Annotated in this window: 24 protein-coding genes and 1 tRNA gene; 23 read left to right on the top strand and 2 right to left on the bottom strand. The window is 43.2% G+C overall.

Annotated elements, in window-relative coordinates; all coding sequences use genetic code 11:
* Window positions 1-12: 12 nt before the first annotated feature.
* A complete protein-coding gene (gene ftsZ, locus LZG94_RS22215) occupies window positions 13-1,464 on the top strand; it encodes a cell division protein FtsZ (protein WP_409013347.1) in 1,452 nt (483 codons plus the stop codon).
* Window positions 1,465-1,502: 38 nt separating this feature from the next.
* Here ftsZ and LZG94_RS22210 read toward each other — a convergent pair whose 3' ends face one another.
* Window positions 1,503-2,045, bottom strand: coding sequence for an NADPH-dependent FMN reductase (locus LZG94_RS22210; protein ID WP_255700700.1), 543 nt, complete (start codon window positions 2,043-2,045; stop codon window positions 1,503-1,505).
* A 208-nt stretch (window positions 2,046-2,253) separates the two neighbouring features.
* Between LZG94_RS22210 and accD the strand changes: the two genes are divergently transcribed.
* Together accD and LZG94_RS22200 are read left to right on the top strand one after the other, a co-directional pair.
* A complete protein-coding gene (gene accD / locus LZG94_RS22205) occupies window positions 2,254-3,096 on the top strand; it encodes an acetyl-CoA carboxylase, carboxyltransferase subunit beta (protein WP_215236328.1) in 843 nt (280 codons plus the stop codon).
* 1 nt (window position 3,097) lies between these two features.
* Complete coding sequence (locus LZG94_RS22200; RefSeq protein WP_233793899.1) at window positions 3,098-4,075, top strand: radical SAM protein; 978 nt, start codon at window positions 3,098-3,100, stop codon at window positions 4,073-4,075.
* Window positions 4,076-4,079: 4 nt separating this feature from the next.
* On the opposite strand, the gene LZG94_RS22195 is transcribed toward LZG94_RS22200, so the two are convergent.
* Window positions 4,080-4,556: a nuclear transport factor 2 family protein gene (locus LZG94_RS22195; protein ID WP_233793898.1), complete on the bottom strand. Its 477-nt coding sequence runs from the start codon at window positions 4,554-4,556 to the stop codon at window positions 4,080-4,082.
* 60 nt (window positions 4,557-4,616) lie between these two features.
* Between LZG94_RS22195 and smpB the strand changes: the two genes are divergently transcribed.
* The 20 genes from smpB to LZG94_RS22095 all read left to right on the top strand — a co-directional run bounded on the left by smpB (window position 4,617) and on the right by LZG94_RS22095 (window position 24,754).
* Complete coding sequence (gene smpB, locus LZG94_RS22190) at window positions 4,617-5,075, top strand: SsrA-binding protein SmpB (RefSeq protein ID WP_233793897.1); 459 nt, start codon at window positions 4,617-4,619, stop codon at window positions 5,073-5,075.
* Window positions 5,076-5,161: 86 nt separating this feature from the next.
* The gene (locus LZG94_RS22185) at window positions 5,162-5,671 is read left to right on the top strand and encodes an HNH endonuclease (RefSeq protein WP_215236332.1); all 510 of its coding nucleotides are present in this window, start codon (window positions 5,162-5,164) and stop codon (window positions 5,669-5,671) included.
* A 203-nt stretch (window positions 5,672-5,874) separates the two neighbouring features.
* Window positions 5,875-7,686, top strand: coding sequence for a 30S ribosomal protein S1 (gene rpsA, locus LZG94_RS22180; protein WP_215236333.1), 1,812 nt, complete (start codon window positions 5,875-5,877; stop codon window positions 7,684-7,686).
* A gap of 86 nt (window positions 7,687-7,772) precedes the next feature.
* Window positions 7,773-7,843, top strand: a tRNA-Cys gene (locus LZG94_RS22175).
* 275 nt (window positions 7,844-8,118) lie between these two features.
* A complete protein-coding gene (locus tag LZG94_RS22170; protein WP_409013346.1) occupies window positions 8,119-9,411 on the top strand; it encodes a c-type cytochrome in 1,293 nt (430 codons plus the stop codon).
* Between the two features lie 49 nt (window positions 9,412-9,460).
* Window positions 9,461-12,553 (top strand): TAT-variant-translocated molybdopterin oxidoreductase, encoded by a 3,093-nt coding sequence (locus LZG94_RS22165; protein ID WP_233794131.1) that lies wholly within the window; start codon window positions 9,461-9,463, stop codon window positions 12,551-12,553.
* Window positions 12,554-12,602: 49 nt separating this feature from the next.
* Complete coding sequence (nrfD, locus tag LZG94_RS22160; RefSeq protein ID WP_215236335.1) at window positions 12,603-14,036, top strand: NrfD/PsrC family molybdoenzyme membrane anchor subunit; 1,434 nt, start codon at window positions 12,603-12,605, stop codon at window positions 14,034-14,036.
* A 34-nt stretch (window positions 14,037-14,070) separates the two neighbouring features.
* Window positions 14,071-14,601, top strand: coding sequence for a DUF3341 domain-containing protein (locus LZG94_RS22155; protein WP_215236336.1), 531 nt, complete (start codon window positions 14,071-14,073; stop codon window positions 14,599-14,601).
* Window positions 14,601-15,224 carry a cytochrome c gene (locus tag LZG94_RS22150; RefSeq protein WP_215236337.1) on the top strand — a complete coding sequence of 208 codons (624 nt, stop codon included), beginning with the start codon at window positions 14,601-14,603 and terminating at the stop codon, window positions 15,222-15,224. The genes LZG94_RS22155 and LZG94_RS22150 overlap by 1 nt, the downstream gene beginning before the upstream one ends.
* Window positions 15,225-15,257: 33 nt before the next feature.
* Window positions 15,258-16,619 carry a quinol:cytochrome C oxidoreductase gene (locus LZG94_RS22145; protein ID WP_233793896.1) on the top strand — a complete coding sequence of 454 codons (1,362 nt, stop codon included), beginning with the start codon at window positions 15,258-15,260 and terminating at the stop codon, window positions 16,617-16,619.
* 22 nt (window positions 16,620-16,641) lie between these two features.
* On the top strand, window positions 16,642-17,742 hold the full coding sequence (locus LZG94_RS22140; protein WP_233793895.1) for a cytochrome c oxidase subunit II: 1,101 nt from the start codon (window positions 16,642-16,644) through the stop codon (window positions 17,740-17,742).
* A gap of 27 nt (window positions 17,743-17,769) precedes the next feature.
* Window positions 17,770-19,653 (top strand): cbb3-type cytochrome c oxidase subunit I, encoded by a 1,884-nt coding sequence (locus LZG94_RS22135; RefSeq protein WP_215236340.1) that lies wholly within the window; start codon window positions 17,770-17,772, stop codon window positions 19,651-19,653.
* Window positions 19,628-20,644: a heme A synthase gene (locus LZG94_RS22130; RefSeq protein WP_233793894.1), complete on the top strand. Its 1,017-nt coding sequence runs from the start codon at window positions 19,628-19,630 to the stop codon at window positions 20,642-20,644. Before LZG94_RS22135 ends, LZG94_RS22130 begins: the two co-directional genes overlap by 26 nt.
* 28 nt (window positions 20,645-20,672) lie before the next feature.
* Window positions 20,673-21,566, top strand: a complete 894-nt coding sequence (gene cyoE / locus LZG94_RS22125; protein ID WP_229254846.1) for a heme o synthase — start codon at window positions 20,673-20,675, stop codon at window positions 21,564-21,566.
* Window positions 21,567-21,587: 21 nt separating this feature from the next.
* Complete coding sequence (locus LZG94_RS22120; RefSeq protein WP_233793893.1) at window positions 21,588-22,175, top strand: cytochrome c oxidase subunit 3; 588 nt, start codon at window positions 21,588-21,590, stop codon at window positions 22,173-22,175.
* Between the two features lie 14 nt (window positions 22,176-22,189).
* The gene (locus LZG94_RS22115) at window positions 22,190-22,960 is read left to right on the top strand and encodes a cytochrome c oxidase subunit 3 (protein WP_215236343.1); all 771 of its coding nucleotides are present in this window, start codon (window positions 22,190-22,192) and stop codon (window positions 22,958-22,960) included.
* Window positions 22,961-22,987: 27 nt separating this feature from the next.
* Window positions 22,988-23,317 (top strand): cytochrome C oxidase subunit IV family protein, encoded by a 330-nt coding sequence (locus LZG94_RS22110; RefSeq protein ID WP_215236344.1) that lies wholly within the window; start codon window positions 22,988-22,990, stop codon window positions 23,315-23,317.
* A 6-nt stretch (window positions 23,318-23,323) separates the two neighbouring features.
* Window positions 23,324-23,935, top strand: coding sequence for a hypothetical protein (locus LZG94_RS22105; RefSeq protein ID WP_233793892.1), 612 nt, complete (start codon window positions 23,324-23,326; stop codon window positions 23,933-23,935).
* 1 nt (window position 23,936) lies between these two features.
* Entirely contained in the window at window positions 23,937-24,476 is a 540-nt protein-coding gene (locus LZG94_RS22100; protein ID WP_215236346.1) for a DUF420 domain-containing protein, read from the top strand.
* Window positions 24,477-24,514: 38 nt separating this feature from the next.
* A complete protein-coding gene (locus LZG94_RS22095; RefSeq protein ID WP_409013344.1) occupies window positions 24,515-24,754 on the top strand; it encodes a hypothetical protein in 240 nt (79 codons plus the stop codon).
* The last annotated feature ends 121 nt before the right edge of the window (window positions 24,755-24,875 follow it).

The raw sequence follows: 24,875 nt of genomic DNA, 5'->3' as shown, positions 1-24,875 counted from the left end.
TCAGCACAAGTTATGACCAACTCAACCCCGGAGAAAAAATTAAACACAAGCTTGCTGAAAGCTCTAGACCAGGATTACATCGTGAACGAAATTGTGAAAGACTTTCCAGCCACAGGCGAAGGTGAGCCTGCGATTATCAAAGTAATAGGTGTAGGTGGCGGAGGTAGCAATGCTGTTAATTACATGTTTGAGAAAAAAATCAAAGATGTAGAATTTGCAGTTTGTAATACCGACAGACAGGCACTGGCAAATAGTCCCGTTCCGGTCAAAATACAGCTTGGAGCAACATTAACACAGGGACTGGGAGCAGGAACTGACGCAACAAAAGGGAAAGAAGCGGCCCTGGAAACGATTGAAGAAATTAAAGGATTACTGGGCGGGTCAACGCAAATGGTGTTTATCACTGCCGGTATGGGTGGTGGAACCGGAACCGGAGCTGCACCCGTTATCGCCCAGCTTGCCAGAGAAATGGGGAAATTGACGGTTGCTGTGGTAACCGCACCTTATACCTGGGAAGGATTTGATAAGAAAGAACAGGCGCTTGAAGGTATTGAGCAGCTTAAAAAATATTGTGACACCGTACTGGTTGTATTGAACGACAAGCTGGAAGAGCTGTTTGAAGATATGACGATCACGCAGGCTTTTGCGGAAGCCGATGGTATTTTGCTGAATGCAGTTAAGAGTATTTCCGAGATCATTACAACGAACGGGAATATCAATACGGATTTCAAGGACGTTGAGAAAGTATTGAAAAAAGCCGGACAATCTGTAATGGGAACTTCGGAAGCAACCGGCACAGACCGTGCGCAGGTAGCGATCAAAGAAGCATTAGATTCTCCGCTATTGAATGACAGAGATATTCGCGGCGCGAAACGTATCCTTGTTACGCTGGCTACCAGCAAGAAGAAGGAGGCTACAATGAAAGAGCAGCGCGAGATCTGGAGCTACGTATTGTCTCAGGTTGGTGGCGAAGCCAGGATGTTCAAATTAGGAACGATCCTCGACGATTCGCTGGTAGACAAACTGAGGGTAACCATCGTTGCCGCTGGTTTTGACAGCATTGAATCTCCGATTCCCGGAATTAAATTGTCTCATAAGTTTCCCGGAACTGTTGAGACTGCGGTAGATAATACAAGGGTTGATATTCCCGTGCAGGAAGAAGAGCTTGAGCTTACTGAGGAAGTTTACGAAAATACTCCTACCAGCTCGGTTGATCTGGTTATGGAGAGAGAGATTATTTCTTCAGGATTTGAATCTTCAAATACATCGCTTACGGAATTGGATGCGAATGACGGATGGTCTGAGGATGAAAATGAAGATTTGCAGGTAATGATTAATTCTTTCAAAGACGGCCTCGTGAAATTCGCTGATCTGGAAGGACCGGCATTCAGGAGAAGCAAAGCGGAGTTATGGAAACGACCGGCGATCCCTGCTTTAGAAATGGAACAGCATTGGTTGAAATAAAATAGAAAAGGGGGCTTTTGCTCCCTTTTTCATTATATCTAAAAGTGGATCAGCTGGCCTGCCTGTAACTCGATCAGCTCTTTATATAATGCATTTGATATCACGTTATCCTGGAAATGATTGCGTATCTGACCCAACTTCACGCGTAATGCCAAAGTGTTCATACCCAGGTAACTGAACACGTCATTCAAGTGGCTCAATGCAATAGTTGCTCCCTGCATATTAGACGACAAGCCCACCAATGCTGCCTTCTTATTCGCGAAACTGTTGGGATAAGGAAGGCCGTCGATGAATGCTTTTAAAACTCCCGGATAAGAACCGTTGTATTCCGGAACAATAAAAACGAATTTATCAGTTTGCTCTAGAAGGGATTTTAAGCTATTGAAATCCTCGTTTTTACCAGTATTATGGTACAAAGCGGACACAGTAAAATCGTGCGGGAGATTGATCAGATCCAGGATAATACTGGGTGCATCCAGGTGATTTAAAATGGTCTGGTAGTATTCGGCAATTTTCCGCGACATCGAGTTGGGCCTGTTAGTGCCAACAATAATCACGATAGGGGACGGAACTGTAGTCATCGATGTTAAATAAACCAGCTATTTGATTGGTTTAATAGTAACAAATTAAGGCCAAAATTGTTCATCTATGGCTGGTAGCCGCCACTGATAAAGCCGGATAACCGTATAAAAAAACAATTATTCTTATATTTGAATCTTGTATTCATCATGAAGCCAATATAAAGAGCTGTTAGTTAAGCTTTTATATTTTAAATTAACCCACAAGAACATGTCCTGGTTTATTCGGAAAGAAAAAGGTATCAATACACCAACGGAAATGAAGCGCGAGGCGCCAGATGGTTTGTGGTACCAATGTCCAAATTGTAAAAAAATCACACCTACCAGGGAGCACAAGCAAAATGCATTCACCTGCCCGCACTGCAATTACCACGAAAAGGTCGGTTCAGATGTTTATTTCAATTTATTATTTGATGACAATGAATTCGTTGAGCTCGATGCAAATCTGACTTCCGGTGATCCTTTGCATTTTGTTGACACAAAAGCATATCCCGACCGTATCAAATCAACCATGCAGAAAACGGGATTGAATGATGCAGTGAGAACCGGCTATGGGAAAATGAACGAGTTGGACTTAGTGATCGCTTGTATGGATTTCAATTTTATCGGCGGATCGATGGGCTCAGTTGTGGGCGAAAAAATAGCGAGAGCGATTTCTTATGCATTGGAACACAAAGTCCCTTTCTTGATGATCTCGAAATCGGGTGGCGCGAGGATGATGGAAGCTGGGTTTTCATTGATGCAAATGGCCAAAACCTCTGCGCGCCTGGCGCAATTGTCTGAGGCCAAAGTTCCTTATATATCTCTTTTAACAGATCCTACAACTGGCGGCGTTACTGCTTCCTACGCGATGCTGGGCGATTTCAATATCTCCGAGCCGGAAGCATTGATCGGTTTTGCAGGTCCGCGCGTAATCCGCGAGACGATTGGCAAAGACCTGCCGAAAGGATTCCAAAGCGCAGAATTTGTTTTGGAACACGGATTCCTGGACTTCATTGTGGACAGAAAGGATTTGAAAGATAAACTAACAAGTCTTCTTTCTATGATCAGCTGATATGCGTTTGGTATCCCATCCGGTCCTGTGTAATTATTATGTGACGTATCGTTGCAATGCATCATGCAGTTTCTGTGATATCTGGGAAAAACCTTCGCCTTATATTACGGTTGAAAATCTTCGCGAAAATCTCCGCGATCTCAAAAAGCTGGGTGTTAAGGTTATAGATTTCACCGGCGGAGAACCTTTACTGCACCGGCAACTGGACTTGCTTTTAAAGGAAGCAAAAGACCACGGAATGATTACGACGGTGACCAGTAACGGGCTGCTTTATCCAAAACAGGCTGAAAAGTTGCACGGGCTGGTTGATATGCTGCACTTCTCACTCGATTCACCCGATCGCGACGAGCACGATCAGTCGCGTGGCGTCAAATGCTTTGATAAAGTGATGGAATCGATCGCCATTGCCAAGTCAATGGGCGAGCGGCCAGATATTATTTTCACCGTTTTTGAAGACAACGTTCACAAGATCAAACAGCTTTGGGAGGAGATCTGCATTCCAAACGATTTGGTGCTGATTTTGAATCCGGTATTTGAATACGATAAGGTTGGCGCAAACCTGTCGAAAGAAGCATTGAAGGAATTACTTTGGTGGGCTAAACAGAAGAATGTATATCTCAACGAAGCGTTTGTACAGCTGCGCCTGGATGGAGGAAATCATGTCGATGCGCCAGTTTGCAAAGCTGCTAGTACTACCATTGTCATTTCACCCGAGAACAAACTGGTATTGCCTTGCTATCACCTGGGCTTAAAGGATTTTCCGATCGAAGGAGATTTATTTAACCTCTACCATTCTGACGAGGTACAAAAACTGGTTGCATTGGAAGGAAAGCTGCCGGCTTGTGAAGGTTGTGTGATCAATTGTTATATGCAGCCTTCGTTCGCGGTGGAAATGAACAAATACTGGTGGAAAGCTTTGCCCAGTACGATCAAGTACAACCGAATGAAAGGTACCTGGCGGCAAATGGTCAGATTTTAATGCTTTAAGGACAGGCTTCTTTTCTTCTGGTATCTGTTATCCCTGTAATTTTCCAGCCTGTTTTTGTGTGCAATAGGGTAAATACATTGACGCCGCAGTGTGAGAACTTTTCGCCTAAATGGAATTTGTAAGGCGCCCACACGATAGCCATCGGCTCATCGATGGAGACTTTTACATCGTAGATTTTTTCGTCCCACTTTTCTTTATGTGGCGTGCCGACTGCTTTGATAAAGCCCTGAATACTGCTCGTGCGCACAACAAGAGAATCGGCTTCGTTTTTCGAAATGGATGTCAGTGCACAGTCTTTCGTAAAAACGCTTTGCAGCATCAGCGAATCACCTGCACGCATTCCATCAAATAACTTACCAACCGTCGCACGCACCGCCGACATTTGGTCCTGCGCATTCACCGGCGTGGTTTTAAAGTTCAGTAATGCAATGATCGCAATGATCAAAATGCATTGCGGTAGGTTTGATTTCATGTGTTGGTATAGTTTTAACAAAAAATTAATTTTGAGCCCTTTTATCATCCAGCTAAGAATATGTCTGAAAAAATAGTTAAAAAAGTAGATATAAAGAATCGTAAGGCATCGTTCGAATATTTTTTCCTGGAAGAGATAACTGCGGGGATGGCATTGACGGGCACTGAGATTAAATCGATCAGACAAGGGAAGGTGAATTTTCAGGATGCATATTGCCTTTTCATGGATAACGAATTATATATCAGAAGTTTGCATATTTCACCTTATACAGAAGGTACCCACTATAACCATGATCCAATGCGTGATCGCAAGTTGCTGATCACAAAAAGGGAGCGCAGGAAACTGACCGAAGGCTTGAAAGACCAGGGTTTAACAATCATCCCGATCAGGTTGTTCACCAGTGATCGCGGACTCGCAAAGCTGCATATCGCATTGGCAAAAGGGAAAAAACTGTTTGACAAGCGCGATAGCATAAAAGAAAAAGATATTAAGCGGGAAACAGATCGCGCTAATTACTGAGTTGGAAGTCAGTAATTTGAGGCGAATGTGAGGATTTTTTTAGCGGAAATTTATTATATTGTCGCAAATAATTACCTCGAGGAGTCATGGGTAAAGTACTGGTTCTTAATCAAGATTATAGCGCATTAAGTGTTTGCACAGTTCCAAAGGCGTTCTTGTTAGTTTACATGAACAAGGCTGAAATGCTGGCCGAATCCCGAAGGCAGTATTTGCGAACAGTAAACGACCAGTATCCCATGCCGGTTGTCATCCGCCTTCACCGCTACATACATATTCCGTATAGAGGTGTGGTCATGACCCGGCAAAACCTTTTTAAGAGGGATGGAAATCGGTGCCAATATTGCGGAACGCACGATAATTTGACATTGGATCATGTGATACCTAAGTCACGTGGTGGTAAAACTACCTGGGACAATCTGGCGACTGCCTGCAAGCGTTGTAATTCGAGAAAAGGCGACCATACCCCCGAAGAAATGGATATGCCGCTCCGGCAGCGTCCCTTCCGTCCTTCTTTCCTGATGTTCATCCGTGATTTCTCCGGTCTGGCTGCCGATGAGTGGCTACCTTATCTTGGTGTAAAGGAAAGATCGTATTAAGTGGCGAGTTTATCTGCCACCAGCCGTCACGTCCTTTCAACCCTCATTTTCTTTTATTTTCTCTCCAAATAAAATTTCGGACTCCTTCGGAATTTATAGCAGAAACGCGTACTTTTGCGCTCTCATTTTTCAAATACCTTGTTTAACTTATTTCAGCCAGGTAGCTCGCTCGCTGATGTATCCAAGAGCTATAATTCCTATTTATGTCTAAGGAACAACAAAATCAACCCCTTCCTGATTTCGATTGGGACAAAGCAGCAGACAAAGGCTTCGGTACAGGTTACTCTAGTGCTGACCGTGGTCGTCTGGAACAAATGTATGAAACTACTATTTCTCCGGTTCAGGAAAAAGAAGTGGTTAAAGGTATTGTAGTTGGTATTACTGACCGTGAGGTGATCCTGAATATCGGGTTCAAATCTGATGGTATCGTTTCATCCAATGAATTCCGCGACTTGCCAGGAATGAAGATCGGCGACGAAGTGGAGGTTTACGTAGAAAACCAGGAAGACGCACAAGGTCAGCTGGTTCTTTCACGCAAGAAAGCAAAAGTTATTACTGCTTGGGACAACATCCAGAAATCATTTGACGAGGATGTGGTTATCGATGCAAACGTTAAAAGAAGAACTAAGGGTGGTCTTATCGTTGACATCTTCGGTATTGAAGCATTCTTGCCAGGTTCTCAGATCGATGTTAAACCAATCCGCGATTTCGACATTTTTGTTGGAAAGCGTATGGAGGTTAAAGTCGTTAAGATCAACTACGCAAATGATAACGTAGTAGTATCTCACAAAGTACTGATCGAAAAAGATCTTGAAGCGCAACGCCAGCAGATCCTGAACAACCTTGAAAAAGGTCAGGTACTTGAAGGTGTGATCAAAAATATGACCAACTTCGGTGTATTCATCGACTTGGGTGGTGTTGACGGTCTTTTGCACATTACTGATATATCATGGGGTCGTATCAACCACCCATCTGACCTGCTTGCGCTTGATCAGAAATTGAACGTGGTTGTTCTTGACTTTGATGAAGAGAAAAAACGTATCTCACTTGGTCTGAAACAACTGCAATCTCATCCTTGGGATTCTTTGGCTGAAGAAATTCAGGTTGGATCGAAAGTTACAGGTCGTATTGTTAATGTTGCTGATTACGGTGCATTCCTTGAAATCAAACCAGGTGTTGAAGGTTTGATCCACGTTTCGGAAATGTCATGGTCTCAGCACCTGCGTAATCCACAGGAGTTCATGAATGTGAATGACGAAATCAGTGCAGTAGTTTTGACACTGGATCGTAACGAGCGTAAAATGTCTCTTGGCATCAAACAACTGACTGAGGATCCTTGGACTCAGGCTTCTCTTAAAGAGAAATATGCTGTTGGAACCCGTCACAAAGGTGTTGTGCGGAACCTTACAAACTTCGGTTTGTTCATCGAGCTTGAAGAAGGTATCGACGGTCTGGTTCACGTTTCTGACCTTTCATGGACTAAGAAAATCAAGCATCCATCTGATTTCGTTAAAGTAAGCGACGAACTGGAAGTAGTTGTTCTTGAACTGGACGCAGATAACCGTCGTCTTGCTCTTGGTCACAAGCAATTGGAAGAAAATCCTTGGGATACTTTCGAAAGCATCTTCGAAGTAGGTTCAGTTCATAAGTCTACAATCGTTGCGAAAGGCGACAAGTTTGCGACTTTGGAACTTCCTTATGGTATTGAGGGAATTGCAGCTATTAAAAATCTTGCAAAAGAAGATGGTACGCTGGCAGAAGTAGGTGAAAGCCTTGACTTCACAGTTCTTGAATTCCTGAAAGACGAGAAGAAAATCGTATTGACACATTCAAAAGTGAAGCACGTTCCTGCTGAGGAAAAGAAAGAGGAAAGACCTGCAAAATCGGCTCCTGCAAAGGCGACGACCTCTGATGCTCCGGCAAAAGATGCAGAAAAGTCTACTTTTGGAGACCTAAGTGTTCTCTCAGCTTTGAAAGAACAAATGGAAGAAAGCGAAAAAAAAGGCAAAAAGTAATAAGTTAATGGTGAATAGCCAGGAAATTTGATACTTTTGCACCCGGATTAGCTGCGGGTCTTAGGGCAAGCAGCTAACCTAAATTTGGTTCCGTGGCCGAGTGGCTAGGCAGAGGTCTGCAAAACCTCGTACAGCGGTTCGAATCCGCTCGGAACCTCCCTTGATTACAGGTAATTTTGCCCGCAAGTCTGGCACAAAAATTTATCTGAAAAATGCCATTTGACTCGGTCGCTTTTTAGCACTGACAAATGGTATTTTTTTTGCTAAATGCTTGAAAATCAAAGCAAATTTGGAAAGTCAGTGCTATTAAAAATGCCCAATAAATTAGACAAATTATAAATAAGATACGGGTCCAAAATATCACTGAAATACTTTTGTGGATAAAAAATCGTAAGCTAGTTTTGTCTGTTGAAGAATAATGAATAGTTGATTATGAATATATCATTCCGTATGAACGCCGAGTTTCGTTCCTACTTAAGTTACTCAAGAATCCTTTTCACAATTGCGGTAGCTCTGCTTCTGAACGTACAAAATCTGGCATTTGCTCAAGATAGTACAGCGACAGCTGCCGCAGCACCTGCCGGTGGCGGGGACGCTGCAAAAGGTGAAACATTGTTTAAAAATAACTGTGCACAGTGCCACGCTGTTACAGATGAAAGAGTGGTTGGGCCTGGTTTGAAAGGTGTAAGCAGCCGCCATGATTTTGCATGGCTCGCTAAGTGGGTACGCAACTCACAGGCTGTTATTGCTTCCGGCGATCCTTACGGGGTTAAAATCTACAACGAATATTCAAAAGCCCAAATGACAAGTTTTCCAAACTTGTCCGATGATGATATCAAAGGGATTTTTGCATATGTTGATCAAGCTGCTACCGCAGCTGCACCAGCAGCCGCAGCAGGTGGCGGGGCAGTCGCAGCGGGAGGTGATGCGCAGGGTGGAGCTCCATCTGACTTGTTTGTAATCGTTCTCGTTGCATTGGTATTGGTTATGATACTGGTACTTGGTGTTCTGCTCGTAATTGTTTCACTATTGTCGAAAGCGGTTAACGGTGACGAGGGCGAAGCGGCAGGCAAAAAAGATTTCATGACAAACCTGGGCAATTCGTTGAAACGTATTTCAATGGATCCGGCTATCAGATCTGCTACGATGTGGATATTCGTTCTGCTTGTTCTGAAAGCGACTTTGGATGGAGCGTATAGTGTAGGTGTTCAGCAAGGTTACGCGCCTAAGCAGCCGATTTCTTTCTCTCACAAATTACACGCTGGTGAATATAAGATTGATTGTAACTACTGCCACACAGGCGTTAACCGGGGTAAGTCTGCACATATTCCTTCTGCTAATATCTGTATGAACTGCCACGGGGTTATCAAAAAAGAATCTCCTGAAATTCAAAAGATTTATACCTCAATTGAAAATAACCAGCCAATCGAGTGGGTTAGGGTGCACAATCTTCCGGATCTGGCCTACTTCAACCACGCTCAACACGTTAATGTGGGCGGTCTTGAATGTCAGAGTTGCCACGGAGAGGTTGAGAAAATGGAAGTTATTCAACAGCGTTCGTCATTAACAATGGGTTGGTGTATCGATTGCCACCGCAAAACGGAAGTCAATACAAAAGACAATCAATATTATGACAAGCTGGTGCAGTTACACGCTTCGGAAAGCAAAGAAGCATTGAAAGTAGCTGATATAGGTGGTTTGGAATGTTCTAAATGCCACTATTAATCAATAGAAATTAATACCAGAATACAACGCATTTGTATTGAATAGTTTTATGGAAAATACTAATAAGAGATATTGGCGGGGACTAGAGGAGCTACGGAATGACGAGAAATTTGTAAAGGATGCGGCTTCTGAATTTGCTGCTGAACCTACTGAGAGCCAATACGAAAGTCTGATTGACGGAGTAGGCACGCATCGTCGGGATTTCCTTAAAGTTCTTGGTTTCGGAATGGCGGCGGTTTCTCTTGCAGCTTGCGAGGCACCTGTTAAAAAAGCAATTCCATACATCAATAAGCCAGAAGGGGAATTTCCTACCATCGCTAACTGGTATGCTACTACTTACGCTGAAAATGGGGATTATGCCAGTATTTTAGTAAAAACGCGTGAGGGAAGGCCAGTTAAGATTGAACCGAATTCTTTATCAAAAATCTCTGCAGGGACTAGTGCCCGGGCTCAGGCTTCTTTGCTTGGGCTATATGACAATGAAAAATTAAGAGGTCCTAAAAAGGGCGAAGATACAAAAGTTAGCTGGGAGACAGTCGATAAGGAGATTACTCAACAGCTAACGCAAATTGCGGGTAACGGAGGAGCAATCCGGATTCTTTCACAGACTATCCTAAGTCCATCTACCAAATCTGTTATCGCAGATTTTACTAGTAAATATCCTACAACTACTCATGTTGTATATGATGCAAATTCCTCTTCCGCTATTCTGAAAGGAAATGAAATTTCGTTTGGCAAAGCGGTATTACCTTCTTATGATTTTGCCAAAGCGAAAGTAATTGTTGGCATAGAGGCGGACTTCCTTGGAACCTGGATCGCGCCTGATACCTATTCAAAGCAATACGGTGAAACGAGAGCGTTGAGCAGTGGTAAAGAAGGTAAGAAGGAAATGTCACGCCATTACCAGTTTGAGTCTGGACTATCTGTAACCGGATCAAATGCGGATTATCGTTCTGCTATTAAGCCTTCACAGGTTGGTTTAGTTGTAGGTTCATTATACAAGAAAGTTGCTGCCAAGCTAGGAGGCGCTTCAATATCTGCTCCTTCAATAGAGATTCCAAACCTCGATAAAGCAGCCAACGATTTGATCGCAGCGAAAGGACAGGCGCTTGTTGTGAGTGGGGTTAATGATCCAGCTGTTCAGGTTGTGGTGAATGCTTTAAATAGTTTGCTCGGAAGTTACGGCACTACAATTAATCTTGACAAGCCTGCTAACTATCGCCAGGGAAATGACATTGCAATGAACCAATTCATTGATGATGTAAAAGGTGGTAAAATCGCCGGGGTTATTTTACTGGGAGCTAATCCAGTATACGATCATCCTCGGGGTTCTGAATTGGCAGCGGCATTGCCGAAAGTTCAGTTCAGTGTGTCATTTAATGATCGCGCAGATGAAACATCTTCATTGATGAAATACATCTGTCCGGCTCCCCATTATTTAGAATCTTGGAATGATGCGGAACCTGTTGCAGGCTCTTTCAGCCTGGTACAACCTACCATCAGTCATATCTTTAGTACGCGTCAGGCTCAGGAAAGTTTACTGAAATGGGCAGGTCAGCCTTCTGATTATCACGAATATGTAAAAGCATATTGGAGAAAGAACATATTTTCTCTGGGCGCAGGAGGTGACTTCGAAGCATTTTGGGTAAAATCACTTCATGACGGAGTATTTGATTCAAATTCAACAGCTATTGCATCTGGTGCCACATTTGCCGGAGATATAAGTGCCGCAAGTGCCAGCATTGCAAAAACCTACAAAGCATCTTCAACCGGAATCGAGCTGGTTCTGTTCGAAAACGTAGGTATCGGTAATGGTGCTACGGCTAATAATCCTTGGCTGCAAGAGTTGCCAGAGCCTGTTACGAAAGCTTGCTGGGACAATCACGCTTGCGTTTCACAAAAGACAGCGGCTGAACTCGGACTTGCTCAAGGCGATGTTGTTAAAGTAGAAAGTAAAGGGAAATCTGTTGAAGTTCCTGTTATTATACAACCAGGGCAGGCTAATGGTACTGTTTCGATAGCCATCGGATTTGGTCGTGAGAAGGCAGGTAAATCAGCAAATGGTGTTGGAAAGAATGTATATCCTTTCGCAACATCTATCGGCGGGTATCTCTCATTCTTACCTGGTGAGGTTGTTATTTCCAAGACAGGTGATACGCGTGAGATAGCTCAGACTCAGACGCATAATACTGTGATGAACCGTAAATCGGTTTTGCAGGAAACAGTTTTATCTCATTTCCAAAAAGACCCACAAGCTGGTCGGTTTATCCCAAAAATTCCAACATCAGAAGGTACTGTTGATGCGACGGATCTGACACTTTGGAATGGACATAAATATAAGAACCACTCATGGGGTATGGTCATTGACCTGAATACATGTTTTGGTTGTGGCGCCTGTGTGGTAAGCTGCCAGGCTGAGAATAACGTTCCGGTCGTTGGCCGTCAGGAAGTTATCAATAGCCGTGAAATGCACTGGATACGTATCGACAGATATTATAGCAGTGATGCAGATGTCGAGGATTTAAGAGGTTTAGAAATAGCCTCTGAAAATCCGGAGGTGACTTTCCAGCCGATGCTCTGTCAGCATTGCAACAATGCACCTTGTGAAACAGTATGTCCGGTATTGGCAACTACGCACAGTTCAGAAGGTCTTAACCAAATGACCTACAACCGTTGCGTTGGAACAAGGTACTGCGCAAATAACTGCCCATACAAAGTACGTCGCTTCAACTGGTTCAAATATTTTGATAACGACAACTTTGATTACCATTTCAATAATGACCTTGGTAAAATGGTCATTAACCCAGACGTAACTGTTCGTTCCAGAGGGGTAATTGAGAAGTGCTCAATGTGTGTTCACAGAATACAGGAAGCAAAACTTACAGCGAAGAAAGAAAGAAGAAGAATTGTAGACGGAGAAGTGAATGTGGCTTGTGCCTCTGCATGTTCAACCGGCGCTATCACTTTTGGAGACATGAACGATCCAGAAAGCCGGATTTCGAAAATCCTTGAGGAAGAACGTGAAGGAAGAGCTTTCCATATGCTGGAAGAAATTAATGTTCGTCCACAGCTTTCTTATCTGACCAAGGTTCGTAATAAAGATGTTACTGCTAAGCCTGCGGAAGCGAAAGAACACGCTTAGTATTAAAGGGTATAATTTGAAGTTTAAATCATTATAAATAGATAGTAGTATGCATGTTACTTCACCTGTAAGAGAACCGCTGATTCAAGGTGGGAAAACGTACGCAGACGTAACGGAAGATATATGTCGGCATGTGGAAGGTGCTCCAACCAAAGAGTGGAAAATTGCCTTCGGTATCTCTCTTTTGGTCTTGGCATATGGTACTGTCTGCCTAGCTTGGACCTGGTGGGAAGGTTTGGGTGTATGGGGTCTGAATAAAACTGTCGGCTGGGCTTGGGATATTACTAACTTCGTTTGGTGGGTTGGTATTGGTCATGCGGGAACGCTTATTTCTGCGATTCTTTTGCTGTTTCGCCAGAAATGGAGAACATCTATTAACCGCGCAGCTGAGGCGATGACCATTTTCGCCGTTATTTGTGCAGCTTCATTTATTTTAATGCACATGGGCCGTCCCTGGATGGCATACTGGGCACTGCCGCTTCCAAATGCTTTCGGATCACTTTGGGTAAACTTTAACTCACCACTTGTTTGGGACGTTTTTGCGATCAGTACTTATTTCTCGGTTTCGCTGGTTTTCTGGTACATCGGTCTGATTCCTGACCTTGCCACAATCCGTGATCGCGCTACTAGTAAAGTCTCGCGTTTCATGTATGGTACTTTCGCAATGGGCTGGGATGGTTCAGCAAAAACCTGGGCACGTTACGAATACATCAGCTTAATCCTTGCAGGGCTTTCAACGCCACTGGTACTTTCGGTTCACACAATCGTTAGTATGGACTTTGCGACTTCCGTAATTCCCGGATGGCATACAACAATCTTCCCTCCATACTTTGTGGCAGGAGCGATTTTCTCAGGTTTCGCGATGGTTCAAAACTTGATGCTTATTACCAGGGTTGTTTATAAGCTCGAAGATTATATAACATTGGAGCACATCGAGACAATGAACAAGGTTATTACCTTGACCGGTTCTGTTGTAGGTGTGGCTTACATTACTGAGTTTTTTATAGCCTGGTATGGTGGAGTTGAATATGAATATTATGCATTCTTCAACCGTATGACCGGGCCATATTGGTGGGCATATTGGGCGATGATGACATGTAACGTAATTTCTCCTCAGCTTTTCTGGTCAAGAAAACTGCGTCGCAGCATCACATTTACTTTCTTCATATCTATTGTAGTAAATATCGGAATGTGGTTTGAACGATTTGTAATTATCGTCACGTCACTTCACCGTGACTACATCCCGTCAAGCTGGGCCATGTTCTCACCAACACGGTACGATATTGGCGACTATATATTCTCGTTCGGTTTGTTCTTTACCCTATTCCTTCTATTCTCGAAGTATCTGCCGGTAGTGAATATGGCAGAAGTGAAGGCAGTATTACGTTCGACATCTGCTCAGCTTCCGGCAAAAATAGCTGGTGTTGCGAAAGTGAGGCAACGTGGAACAGCTGAACCGGCATTTGACAAAGACAAAGAATAAGGAGACTTTCTGATATTTAATAATTAGTAATAGTATGGCAGAATTATCTGGTAAATATTTGGTCGGAGTTTATGACGATGACGATACTGTGCTTCACGCAGTTCCCCGGCTTAGAAAAGCTGGCGTGAAGATCAAAGAGGTTTATTCTCCTTTTCCAATCCATGGTATGGATGAAGCATTGGGGCACCCAAGAACCAGAATTGGTATAGCTGCATTTATGTTCGGTGTAACAGGATGCTGCGTGGCTTTAACATTGATGATCTGGACTATGGGGATCGACTGGCCGATGATTATTGGTGGAAAAGATCCCATTTCAATTCCAGCTTATATTCCTATCACATTTGAGCTTACTGTACTTTTTACAGCTTTCGGAATGGTTATTACATTCTTTATCTCGAATGGATTGGGGCCCGGCACACATGCTCACCCCAGGTTTGATGTGCGCTCAACGGATAACAAGTTTGTAATGGCGATAGATTTGGGAAGAAATTCTATGACAGTTGAAGACATTTCCAGAGCATTAAAGGACAGTGGAGCTGAGGAAGTCAACATCAAGCAATTTTAATGAAGTTTGAGACGATGAAATTCAAGAGTATATATAAAGGTATTTTGGTAGCTGCGGTTGTTCTGACTGCTGCGTCCAGTTGTAAGAAAGATCTGAATGATCCAGGAAAGGAGTATGCACCTAACATGTACCTACCCGTGGGCTATGAGCCTTACAAGCAGGAAAAGGCAAATCCTATTAACCCAATGGGATTAACAATGCGTCTGCCCGTTGCTGGTACTGTTGCAAGGAGGAATTATCAGACTTCATTTGGTCAGGCTGACTCGGCAACTGTCGATTTGATGGTTTATAATATTGCCGCTGATAGCATTGGAATTGCTGAAAAAGTATTGAAAAACCCTATTCCTTTGACCGACGCCTCAATGGCGGAAGGTAAGATCTTATATGAACGTTATTGCCAGCATTGTCACGGTGCCACTGGCGCTGGGGACGGAAAGGTTGGTGCTATGTATAAAGGGGTTCCTAATTATGCAAGCGATGCGTACAAGAATATGAATGAAGGGCATATCTTCCACGTGATCACATATGGAAAAGCTCGGATGTGGCCTCACGGCTCTCAGATTGATCCAGCCGAGCGTTGGAAGATTGTACACTACGTACAGAAGTTGCAGAAAGGGGCGTAATTATATTTTTAATAACGGAGAAATAAATACATAATGGCATCAGCACATTCGATTCCTTCTATTGAAGAGCGGTTTGAATTTACATCAGAAGCTAAGAGGAATTTACTTATAGGCGGTGGTGTAGGGTTGGCCCTGGTAGCTTTGGGTGCTTACCTTGCAGCAACTGGCGGAGGACATGAAGCAGCTGCGCGCGGAGCAGAACAGGCTGCTGCGGCAGTTGGGCATGCTGGTGCGGAACACGGAGCTGCCGGTCACGGAGCTGCTGCGGCCGCAGAAGGTGGGCATCATGCCAAGAGCTGGGTAGCTAGGATCTGGGCAAATCTCTGGGTTAATGGCGTATACTTCACCGGTATGTCGGTAGTAGGAATGTTCTTTATCTCATATAACTATCTGGCGCAAGCGGGGTGGTCAACTGTTTTCAAAAGAATCCCCGAAGCCTTACCAGCATTCTTGCCTTACATGGGCGTTGTGATGTTGCTTACATTCATTTTCGGTGGACATGATCTTTTTCACTGGACGCACGAAGGTTTGTACGAAGTAGGCGGCCCTGAATACGATAAGATCATTGCCGGCAAGAGAGGATTTTTGAATACACCTTTCTTCATAATCAGATTGGTGATCTACTTTGCTGTTTGGTATTGGCTTTGGAGAGTGATCCGTAACCTTTCCCTGAAAGAGGACGAAATTGGGGGAACTGAATTTTATGAAAAATCTATCCGTTTCGGGACAGCATTTTTAGTTGTATTTGGTGTTACGTCATCAACATCGGCTTGGGATTTCGTAATGTCTATCGATACACACTGGTTCAGTACTATGTTCGGCTGGTATACGTTGGCAAGTTGGCATGTTGCAGGTTTGGCGGTGATTACGTTGACAGTAGTAATGCTGAGAGAGAGAGGTTACTTGAGAGCAGTTAATTCAAGTCACTTGCGTGATCTGGGTAAATTCATCTTCGCATTCAGTATTTTCTGGACTTATGTATGGTTCGCTCAATTTCTTTTGATCTACTATGCTAACCTTCCAGAAGAAACGATCTATTTCATTGAGCGTTTCAGAGGTCACGGAGGTTTTTATAAAGCGCCTTTTTTTATTACACTTTTTCTTAATTTCTTTTTTCCATTCTTGGTGTTGATGACACGCGATGCAAAGTATACACATTCGATTTTGAAGGTGGCATGCTGGAGTGTAATCATCGGGCACTACATGGATTTTTACACGAATATTATGCCTGGCACGGTAGGTGCAGGAGCGGAGCTCGGAGCGTTGGAATGGGGATTCTTCCTGATATTCCTTTGTGCATTTGCGTATTCAATAGCATCTCAATTAGAAAAGGCGAATTTGATCCCAAGGAATCACCCTATGTTGGAGGAATCATTGCATCACGATATCGCCTAATTGCAAAAACCAGTCTATTATCATGTATATCATTATCGCGTTAGTTGCTCTTGTATTTGTGGTTCTTGTCGGTGTCGTCATCGCCAGGCTACAAAACGTTGTCAAGGGTATTAATAAGACAGATTCAAACGAAGTTCGGACTCCGGGAAATAAGGTGAATGGAGCGATGTTTATTGTGATCCTTGTTTTTGGAGCAATTTCTATTACCTGGTCATATTTACATGCTCGTGAGTTTTTCCTACCGGAAGCATCATCTATTCATGGAAGAAGAACCGATGATTTGTTCTGGTTTTCAATGGGAATTCTTACTATCCCGTTTATCCTGGTAAACTTCCTGATTTTCTTTTTTGCCTGGAAATATCAGCACAAGAAAAATCACCGCGCTACCTTCTATCCTGAAAATCACCGCTTAGAATTAATATGGACTATCGTACCAGCTGTCGTAATGGCATTATTGGTATTTACGGGATGGAAAGCATGGTCTGATATTACTTCGGATGCACCGAGAGATGCGGAAGTAATTGAGATCACAGGAAAACAGTTTAACTGGATCGCGCGTTATTCTGGGGTGAGTGATAACAAACTCGGTAATTACAACTTCAAATTGATCGACGCTCAAAACGAGGTTGGGATAGATCTTTCTGATGAGAATTCGTTTGATGATTTCACAAACCCGAGTGAAATGCATATTCCGGTGAACCGGCCTGTATTGTTGAAAATTCGTGCACGTGATGTTTTGCACAGTGTGTTTATTCCTCATATGCGTGTGAAAATGGATGCAGTGCCTGGGATGCCTACTAAATTCTGGTTCGTCGCTGACAAGACAACAGCGGATATGCGTGCAGAGACTGGCAATTCAAAATTTGACTATGAGATCGCATGTACGGAGGTTTGTGGACAAGGGCATTTTTCAATGAAAATGCGCCTGGTGGTAGAGGACGAAGCGTCTTACAAAAAATGGTGTGCAGAACAGTCTACCTTCCTGCAAACATATCCTGAATATCTTGCCAAAGTTCCTGAAAACCTGAAAGCAAAAGCTATGAAGTATGTGCCCGCAGAGGCTGCTGCACCAGCTGACAGCACTTCGGGAGGTGGAGTTGGAACAAGCACTAGTCTACGCTAATTACTAATTTAAAAATATTGAAAGTATATGTCAGCTATTGAAGGATTGGAAACAGCTCAGCATCACGCAGATGAGCATGAACACCACCATGAAGCACAAAACTTTTGGCAGAAATATATATTTTGCGAAGATCACAAGGTCATAGCGAAGCAGTATCTGATTACCGGTATTCTTTGGGCGGTAATTGGTATTACAATGTCTGTTATCTTCCGTATTCAGCTTGGTTTGCCTGACTCTAACTTGTCATGGCTCAAACCTGTATTAGGTGGTTGGATAAGTGATGCAGGGAAATTGGACCCAAACTTTTATCTGGCCTTGGTTACGATGCATGGTACCATTATGGTATTCTTCGTTTTAACTGCTGGATTGAGTGGAACATTCAGTAACTTCTTAATTCCGTTGCAAATCGGAGCGAGAGACATGGCGTCGGGCTTCATGAATATGTTGTCCTACTGGTTCTTCTTTTTGGCCAGCGTTATCATGTTTGCTTCTTTGTTCCTGCAATCCGGGCCAGCTGCTGGTGGTTGGGTAATTTATCCGCCATTAAGTGCATTACCTCAGGCTCACCCTGGATCAGGAATGGGTATGACGCTTTGGTTAGCGAGTATGGCGTTCTTTATTGTGTCTCAGCTTTTAGGAGGTATTAACTACATCACAACGGTTATCAACCTTCGTACGAGAGGGATGTCATTTGACAAACTACCTCTTACAATCTGGTCTTTCCTGATTACTGCGGTTCTTGGTCTGATTTCTTTCCCGGTTCTCCTGTCTTCGGTGTTGCTCCTGATATTTGACCGTCACTTCGGAACAAGCTTTTATCTGTCTGACATTTATATCAATGGGGAAGCGCTTCCAAATGTTGGTGGTAGCCCAATCTTATTCCAACACTTGTTCTGGTTCCTGGGCCACCCTGAGGTTTATATCGTACTACTTCCGGGTTTGGGAATCACATCTGAGGTAATTGCAACAAATGCACGGAAGCCTATCTTTGGTTACAGAGCGATGATCGCTTCAATGCTGGGTATAGCTTTCCTTGCCTTTATCGTGTGGGCTCACCACATGTTCGTAACAGGTATGAATCCGTTCCTGGGCTCGGTATTCATGTTCTTGACGCTAATTATTGCAGTACCATCTGCGGTAAAAGGTTTTAATTACATCACTACATTGTGGAAGGGTAATATAGTATTTACGCCTGGTATGCTATTCTCGATCGGTCTGGTTTCCCTATTTGTGTCGGGAGGTTTGACTGGTATTATCCTAGGAAACAGCGCGCTGGACATTCAATTGCATGATACTTACTTCGTTGTGGCTCACTTTCACCTTGTAATGGGAGCTGCATCTGCATTTGGTCTTTTCGCAGGAGTTTACCACTGGTTCCCTAAGATGTTTGGAAGAATGATGAATACGACCTTGGGTCAGATTCACTTTTGGTTGACATTTATTGGGATTTACATGGTATTTATTCCAATGCACTATGTAGGTATCGCAGGTTTCCCTCGTAGGTATTACCAATTTACGAGCTATGACTTTACGCATAAGTACATGGATATGAACATGTTTATATCTATTGCAGCGATATTATCATTCCTTGCGCAGTTCATTTTCCTTTGGAACTTCTTTTACAGTATTTTCAAAGGCAAGAGATCACCTCAGAATCCATGGCGTTCAAATACCCTGGAATGGACTGCACCGGTTGTTCCGGGTCACGGAAACTGGGAAGGTGAGATACCAGCAGTTTATCGTTGGTCTTATGATTATAGCAAGCCAGGTGCCAAGGAAGATTTTATTCCTCAAAACATTCCATATTCTCAAACGCTTGAATCCAACTTCCCTCATGAAAATGAGTTGATAGCTCAGGAAAAAGCAATTGAGTCGCAGAACTTTAATGATCAGTTCAAAGCTTCACATTAATTCCAAAGCCAACCGGCGTTTCCGTCGGTTGGCTTTAAATACTGTCATTACACTCTATTTTCTGATTGTAGCAGGTGGTGTAGTGAGGAGTACAGGAGCTGGTATGGGCTGTCCAGACTGGCCAAAGTGCTTCGGAAAATGGATCCCGCCAACGGAGGAATCCCAGTTACCGACTAATTATAAGGAGATCTACGGAGCGAAGTTGAAAGGGGAGGTAGAGTTCAATGCAACTAAAACCTGGATAGAATACGTAAACAGGCTATTGGGAGCATTTACCGGGATAATGATTTTTCTGACTCTGCTTGCTTCCCTACCCTTTTTGAAAACGGGAAATAAGCAGATTTTTTATTTTAGTCTCGCCGCGTTCATACTGGTGGGATTTCAAGGCTGGCTGGGTGCAAAAGTGGTTTCTTTTGAGTTGAAGCCGGTGGTGGTGACACTACACATGCTTTTTGCGATCATCATTGTCTTTGTCTTGCTCTATCTGTTTACTTGGTCGGGATATGTAGATAAAAGGTTTGAGGTGAGCGAAGGTGGAAAAAGAGCTCTGAATACTTTGGGCATCGCTGTGATGGGGATTTCATTATTTCAGATTCTGCTTGGAACTCAGGTACGGGAAGCAATAGATGAAATTATAGTGCGCTTCGGCTACAATGCGCGTGCAGAATGGATAAATCAAATCGGAATGCGATTCTATGTGCACAGGTCGTTTTCAATATTGGTAATGGCGATAAATGCGTTGTGGGTCTTTAGGATTTTGAAATTCGAAAAGCGAGGATCTTTTACTGCTAACCTTGCGATTTCCTGCTCAATAATTTTAGGAGCAGAACTAGTGACCGGCCTGGTAATGGCTTATTTTGGGGTACCGCCGTGGGCGCAGCCGTTGCATTTGACACTCGCGATACTATTGATCGGATTGCAATTTGTTAGCTGGCTGGTAGTAAATGGAAATACTTATTTGAAATACGAAACGTCGCCACAAGTGCGGTGACAGGCAGTAAGATAAATTTGTTTTAATAATGACAACATTACAAGAAAGCGCGAGCGGAATAGAAAGGTTAAGGGAGAGGCTTGGCGTTTTATTTGAATTATTGAAGTTCCGTCTTGCATCGCTAATAGCATTTTCAGGTGCAATGGGCTATTGCCTGGGGTCGAAAGATGTAAAAACAGGTGATCTGATTTTGTTCATAATTGCTTCGATAGGAATCACAGGCTCTGCCAATATTATCAACCAAATTCTCGAAAAGGACTTTGACAAGCTGATGAAGCGCACGGCCGGTCGGCCTTTACCGAGTGGCAGAATTACTGTTGAGCAAGCAGCAGCGTGGTCGTTATTCTTAGGAGTTGCTTCGCTGATTATCTTTGTTTTCGTTTTCAATCTCACTACCGGACTTATCTCGCTTCTTTCACTGGTATTGTACGGGTTCGTTTACACGCCATTGAAGCGGGTTGGTCCTATTGCCGTGTTTGTAGGAGCCTTTCCGGGAGCGTTTCCTCCAATGATCGGCTGGGTTGCCGCAACTAATCAGTTTGGCCTGGAACCGGGTATTTTATTTGCTATTCAGTTCTTTTGGCAGTTCCCACACTTCTGGGCTATTGCCTGGGTATTGGATGAAGATTATAAACGTGCGGGATTTAAACTACTTCCTGCAAATGGTTTGAAGGATCTTGATACTACTTTGCAGATTATGATCTATACATTGTTCCTACTGCCAATCGGCTGGTTGCCGTACGAGCTGGGAATGACAGGAATCAATTCTGCATTTATAGCTACCGTCTTTGGAGTACTCTTTCTGGCGCAAACATTCCATTTGATGCGAACTTGCACAGATAAGACGGCCAAGCAGTTAATGTTTGGATCATTTATATATTTACCGATCGTTCAGATCGCATTTTTGTTGGATAAATTGTGAAAATGAAATTTTTGTAGAGAAATGGAAAACGTTCAGCAATATAAGTTAGAAAAGGAGCCGCAGGAGACTTTGGCAATGGACCCTATTAAGTTCATTTTGTGGTTGTTCCTGGTAACGATAATAATGCTTTTTGCTTCGCAGACCAGCGCATATCTGGTACGCAGAGCAGAAGGTAACTGGCTCGAATTTGAAATGCCAGTAATTTTCTGGTATAGCACAGGCGTATTATTATTAAGCAGCATAGCAATGCAGTGGGCCTATTTTTCGGCAAAAAAAGATCAGTTCAAACAATTGAAAATAGCAATTTCTATTACTTTTGTACTCGGCCTGATCTTCCTTTGGATGCAGTTTGAAGGGTGGAAAAAGCTGGTTGACATGAACGTATATTTCGTAGGAAATCCCTCAGGTTCTTTTTTCTACGTGTTTACTGGACTTCATGGATTCCATATTATTACCGGCCTGATTGTTTTAGCAGTGTCTTTGACAGCTGCATTTAAGTTGAGGGTCCACAAAAAGAATTTAAGAAGAATTCAGATTTGTGCGACTTACTGGCATTTTTTAGATATCCTCTGGATCTACCTTTTTGTTTTTTTATTGACTTTTAATTAATAATACTTTTACCAATGGCTGCAAATGTAACAACACCTGGTGCTGTGGAACCCAAAATGTGGTTGGGGGGGATAGAGCCCATGAAAGCGAGTTACGGAAAACTAATGATGTGGTTTTTCCTCATCTCCGATACTTTTACTTTCTCCGCCCTCTTGGTGGCGTATGGTACAGCCCGGTTCAGTTTTCCTGCCTTCACCGGAAACCGGGAAGATTTTACCTTCTCAAACCTATACTGGCCTATTCCTGAAAGAGTATATGAGGCAGTTCCGTTTTTACACGGGATTTCTCTTCCGCTGGTTTTTGTAGGTATCATGACTTTTATCCTTATCGCAAGTAGTGTTACAATGGTACTTGCGGTGGAAGCTGGTCACCGGATGGACAGAGCGAATGTGGAAAAGTATATGCTTTGGACAATTTTGGGAGGTTTTACATTTTTAGGCTGCCAGGCTTGGGAATGGGCTCACTTTATCCATGGTACTGATACTGGTAGCGTAATGAAAGTAATGGAAAATGGAGAGTGGATTGAGAAAACGATCTTTGGGGCCAATCTGACAGAAAATCAATATGGTCCGCCAGCATTTGCAGATTTCTTCTTCTTCATTACCGGTTTTCACGGAACCCACGTTTTTAGTGGTGTTATATTAAACATATTGATATTCTTCCGCGCCGCTACCGGTTTTTATGATAAAAGAGGGAGCTATGAGATGGTCGAAAAAGTGGGTCTTTACTGGCACTTTGTTGATTTGGTTTGGGTGTTTGTATTTACCTTCTTCTATCTGGTCTAGTTTTTAACTTGTAATATTCTTAAACAAATGGCAGACGCACATCATATTCACAATCAGGATCCGAACGCTGGCGCAGAACAGCGCAAGGCGATCATGAAGACGTTCTGGATCCTATTGATATTAACTGCACTTGAATTCGTTATCGCCTTTTTGGTGCCTCACGGAGTCCTAAAAGTTTCAGTTTTCATCGTTATGACTATTGTAAAGGCATTTTATATCGTTGGTGAATTCATGCACTTAAAACACGAGACGAAATCCCTTATCTGGTCAATCCTTGTCCCTATTATATTTGTAGCGTGGTTGATCTTGGCTCTTCTCTTAGAAGGCAATGCCATATTTGACGCGATTTTCAGTTAAGAACAAATGAAGAATTTCAGCAAAGCCGGATTACTGATAGCAACATTGGTAATACCGGCTTTGATATTTTTGTTCTTGCAGATTTTTGCAAGAAATCACTATGATCTTCCTTACCTTAATCCGGAACTCAGCTCGGATGGAAAGATACTGATTGAGGATGCGGATACAGTCTTTCACCAGGTTGATGCTGGCAAATCGGCGATAACGGATTTGTCTTTCACAGGAAAGCTGAACGTTATTACTTATCTGCCCAAGGATTGCTCAGACAGCTGCAAACTGGCATTTTCCCAATTACAAAGAGTAGCAGCATTAAAAGCTGAGATTCAAGATGTGCAGTTAGTCACTTTAACATTGGAACAGGACGATTCCACAACCTTTGCCAGAGAGCTGAAAAGCCAGGGCTGGGAAGTGAAAGCGGAACCAGCAAACCATCTTGAACTGTTCTATGAGCAGGAGTTGGGCATCAAGAATGGAATGCCTGACGATGCGTCGATTTGCGCATTGGTGGATACGAAAGGATTTGTTAGAGGGTATTACCAGGTTACGGATCCGAAAGAAGTGGATCGTCTGATGGCAGAGATCAAGATATTGTCTTACGAAGGCAAAACAAAAGAATAGTATGTCGACTTTGATTTTAGAGAAAAAACCGAAATACGAGCGGATTATTAACATACTCGCTGTGGTGATCCCAATCGCAGTTGCAGCTATATTGGGGATCAGACAAAAAGTCGAGCTCGGAGCATGGACCAAAGTGCTGCCCCACGTGATCGGCGTAATTAATACACTTACCGCGATTTTGCTGATCACGGGGTATTATTTCATTCGTAAAATGGATATCGCCGGGCACAGGAAAGCGATGACGGGAGCGTTTTTGCTCGGAGCTGTTTTTCTGGTTTGTTATATTCTCTATCACATTTCAAACGAATCTACTCCGTTCGGCGGCGAGGGGTTTGTGAGGCCAATCTATTACTTTTTACTGATTTCGCATATTCTATTGTCAATTGTGGTCGTTTGGTTTGTACTGCGCGCCGTATACTTCGGCTACACAAATCAGATTCCTCAGCACAAAAAAGCAGTAAAGTGGGCAATGCCGATTTGGTTGTATGTAAGTGTGAGTGGTGTAATTGTTTATTTAATGATCAGTCCATATTATTCATGAGAAAATTTTTGATCATATCAGGATTAATAATTATGTTCATGGCCCTGGGCTTCGATTCCTGGGCGCAGTGTGCAATGTGCCGTGGCTCGGTAGAAAGCTCGATGGGGAACGGACGCAATAATGTAGGTGTGGGATTAAATACCGGCATTATGTACCTTTTTGTAATGCCTTACCTGCTTGTGGGCGTAATCGGGTACCTCTGGTATAGGAATAGCAAAAGGGCGCGGGAGGAGCGACAACTTGTTGTTTCCAGGGTGAAGCAGGCTTACCAGGGTTAAGCACTTCGAATGTAATATTCAGCGAAATCTTCCGGTTTCGCTTTTTTTGTGCCTATTTCAAAAATAAAGTCAGTTAGTAGTGTAGAAAACAAGCTTGGCGACTTTAATCAAAAACTCTTCT

This window comes from Dyadobacter sp. CY343 (genome assembly GCF_021390335.1).
Classification (GTDB): Bacteria; Bacteroidota; Bacteroidia; order Cytophagales; family Spirosomataceae; genus Dyadobacter.
Note: the sequence above shows the minus strand (reverse complement) of the source record. Positions and strands in the feature narration are given on the sequence as shown.

Excerpts from the sequence above, each read along its gene's own strand:
- LZG94_RS22150 (WP_215236337.1), top strand. The coding sequence starts at position 14,601 with ATGAAGTTTGAGACGATGAAATTCAAGAGTATATATAAAGGTATTTTG.
- LZG94_RS22095 (WP_409013344.1), top strand. The coding sequence starts at position 24,515 with ATGGCCCTGGGCTTCGATTCCTGGGCGCAGTGTGCAATGTGCCGTGGC.
- smpB (WP_233793897.1), top strand. The coding sequence starts at position 4,617 with ATGTCTGAAAAAATAGTTAAAAAAGTAGATATAAAGAATCGTAAGGCA.
- ftsZ (WP_409013347.1), top strand. The coding sequence starts at position 13 with ATGACCAACTCAACCCCGGAGAAAAAATTAAACACAAGCTTGCTGAAA.
- LZG94_RS22185 (WP_215236332.1), top strand. The coding sequence starts at position 5,162 with ATGGGTAAAGTACTGGTTCTTAATCAAGATTATAGCGCATTAAGTGTT.
- LZG94_RS22145 (WP_233793896.1), top strand. The coding sequence starts at position 15,258 with ATGGCATCAGCACATTCGATTCCTTCTATTGAAGAGCGGTTTGAATTT.
- cyoE (WP_229254846.1), top strand. The coding sequence starts at position 20,673 with ATGACAACATTACAAGAAAGCGCGAGCGGAATAGAAAGGTTAAGGGAG.
- LZG94_RS22155 (WP_215236336.1), top strand. The coding sequence starts at position 14,071 with ATGGCAGAATTATCTGGTAAATATTTGGTCGGAGTTTATGACGATGAC.
- LZG94_RS22210 (WP_255700700.1), bottom strand. The coding sequence starts at position 2,045 with ATGACTACAGTTCCGTCCCCTATCGTGATTATTGTTGGCACTAACAGG.
- LZG94_RS22115 (WP_215236343.1), top strand. The coding sequence starts at position 22,190 with ATGGCTGCAAATGTAACAACACCTGGTGCTGTGGAACCCAAAATGTGG.
- LZG94_RS22120 (WP_233793893.1), top strand. The coding sequence starts at position 21,588 with ATGGAAAACGTTCAGCAATATAAGTTAGAAAAGGAGCCGCAGGAGACT.
- LZG94_RS22105 (WP_233793892.1), top strand. The coding sequence starts at position 23,324 with ATGAAGAATTTCAGCAAAGCCGGATTACTGATAGCAACATTGGTAATA.
- LZG94_RS22140 (WP_233793895.1), top strand. The coding sequence starts at position 16,642 with ATGTATATCATTATCGCGTTAGTTGCTCTTGTATTTGTGGTTCTTGTC.
- LZG94_RS22130 (WP_233793894.1), top strand. The coding sequence starts at position 19,628 with ATGATCAGTTCAAAGCTTCACATTAATTCCAAAGCCAACCGGCGTTTC.
- LZG94_RS22170 (WP_409013346.1), top strand. The coding sequence starts at position 8,119 with ATGAATATATCATTCCGTATGAACGCCGAGTTTCGTTCCTACTTAAGT.
- nrfD (WP_215236335.1), top strand. The coding sequence starts at position 12,603 with ATGCATGTTACTTCACCTGTAAGAGAACCGCTGATTCAAGGTGGGAAA.
- rpsA (WP_215236333.1), top strand. The coding sequence starts at position 5,875 with ATGTCTAAGGAACAACAAAATCAACCCCTTCCTGATTTCGATTGGGAC.
- LZG94_RS22195 (WP_233793898.1), bottom strand. The coding sequence starts at position 4,556 with ATGAAATCAAACCTACCGCAATGCATTTTGATCATTGCGATCATTGCA.
- LZG94_RS22110 (WP_215236344.1), top strand. The coding sequence starts at position 22,988 with ATGGCAGACGCACATCATATTCACAATCAGGATCCGAACGCTGGCGCA.
- LZG94_RS22200 (WP_233793899.1), top strand. The coding sequence starts at position 3,098 with ATGCGTTTGGTATCCCATCCGGTCCTGTGTAATTATTATGTGACGTAT.
- LZG94_RS22100 (WP_215236346.1), top strand. The coding sequence starts at position 23,937 with ATGTCGACTTTGATTTTAGAGAAAAAACCGAAATACGAGCGGATTATT.
- LZG94_RS22165 (WP_233794131.1), top strand. The coding sequence starts at position 9,461 with ATGGAAAATACTAATAAGAGATATTGGCGGGGACTAGAGGAGCTACGG.
- LZG94_RS22135 (WP_215236340.1), top strand. The coding sequence starts at position 17,770 with ATGTCAGCTATTGAAGGATTGGAAACAGCTCAGCATCACGCAGATGAG.
- accD (WP_215236328.1), top strand. The coding sequence starts at position 2,254 with ATGTCCTGGTTTATTCGGAAAGAAAAAGGTATCAATACACCAACGGAA.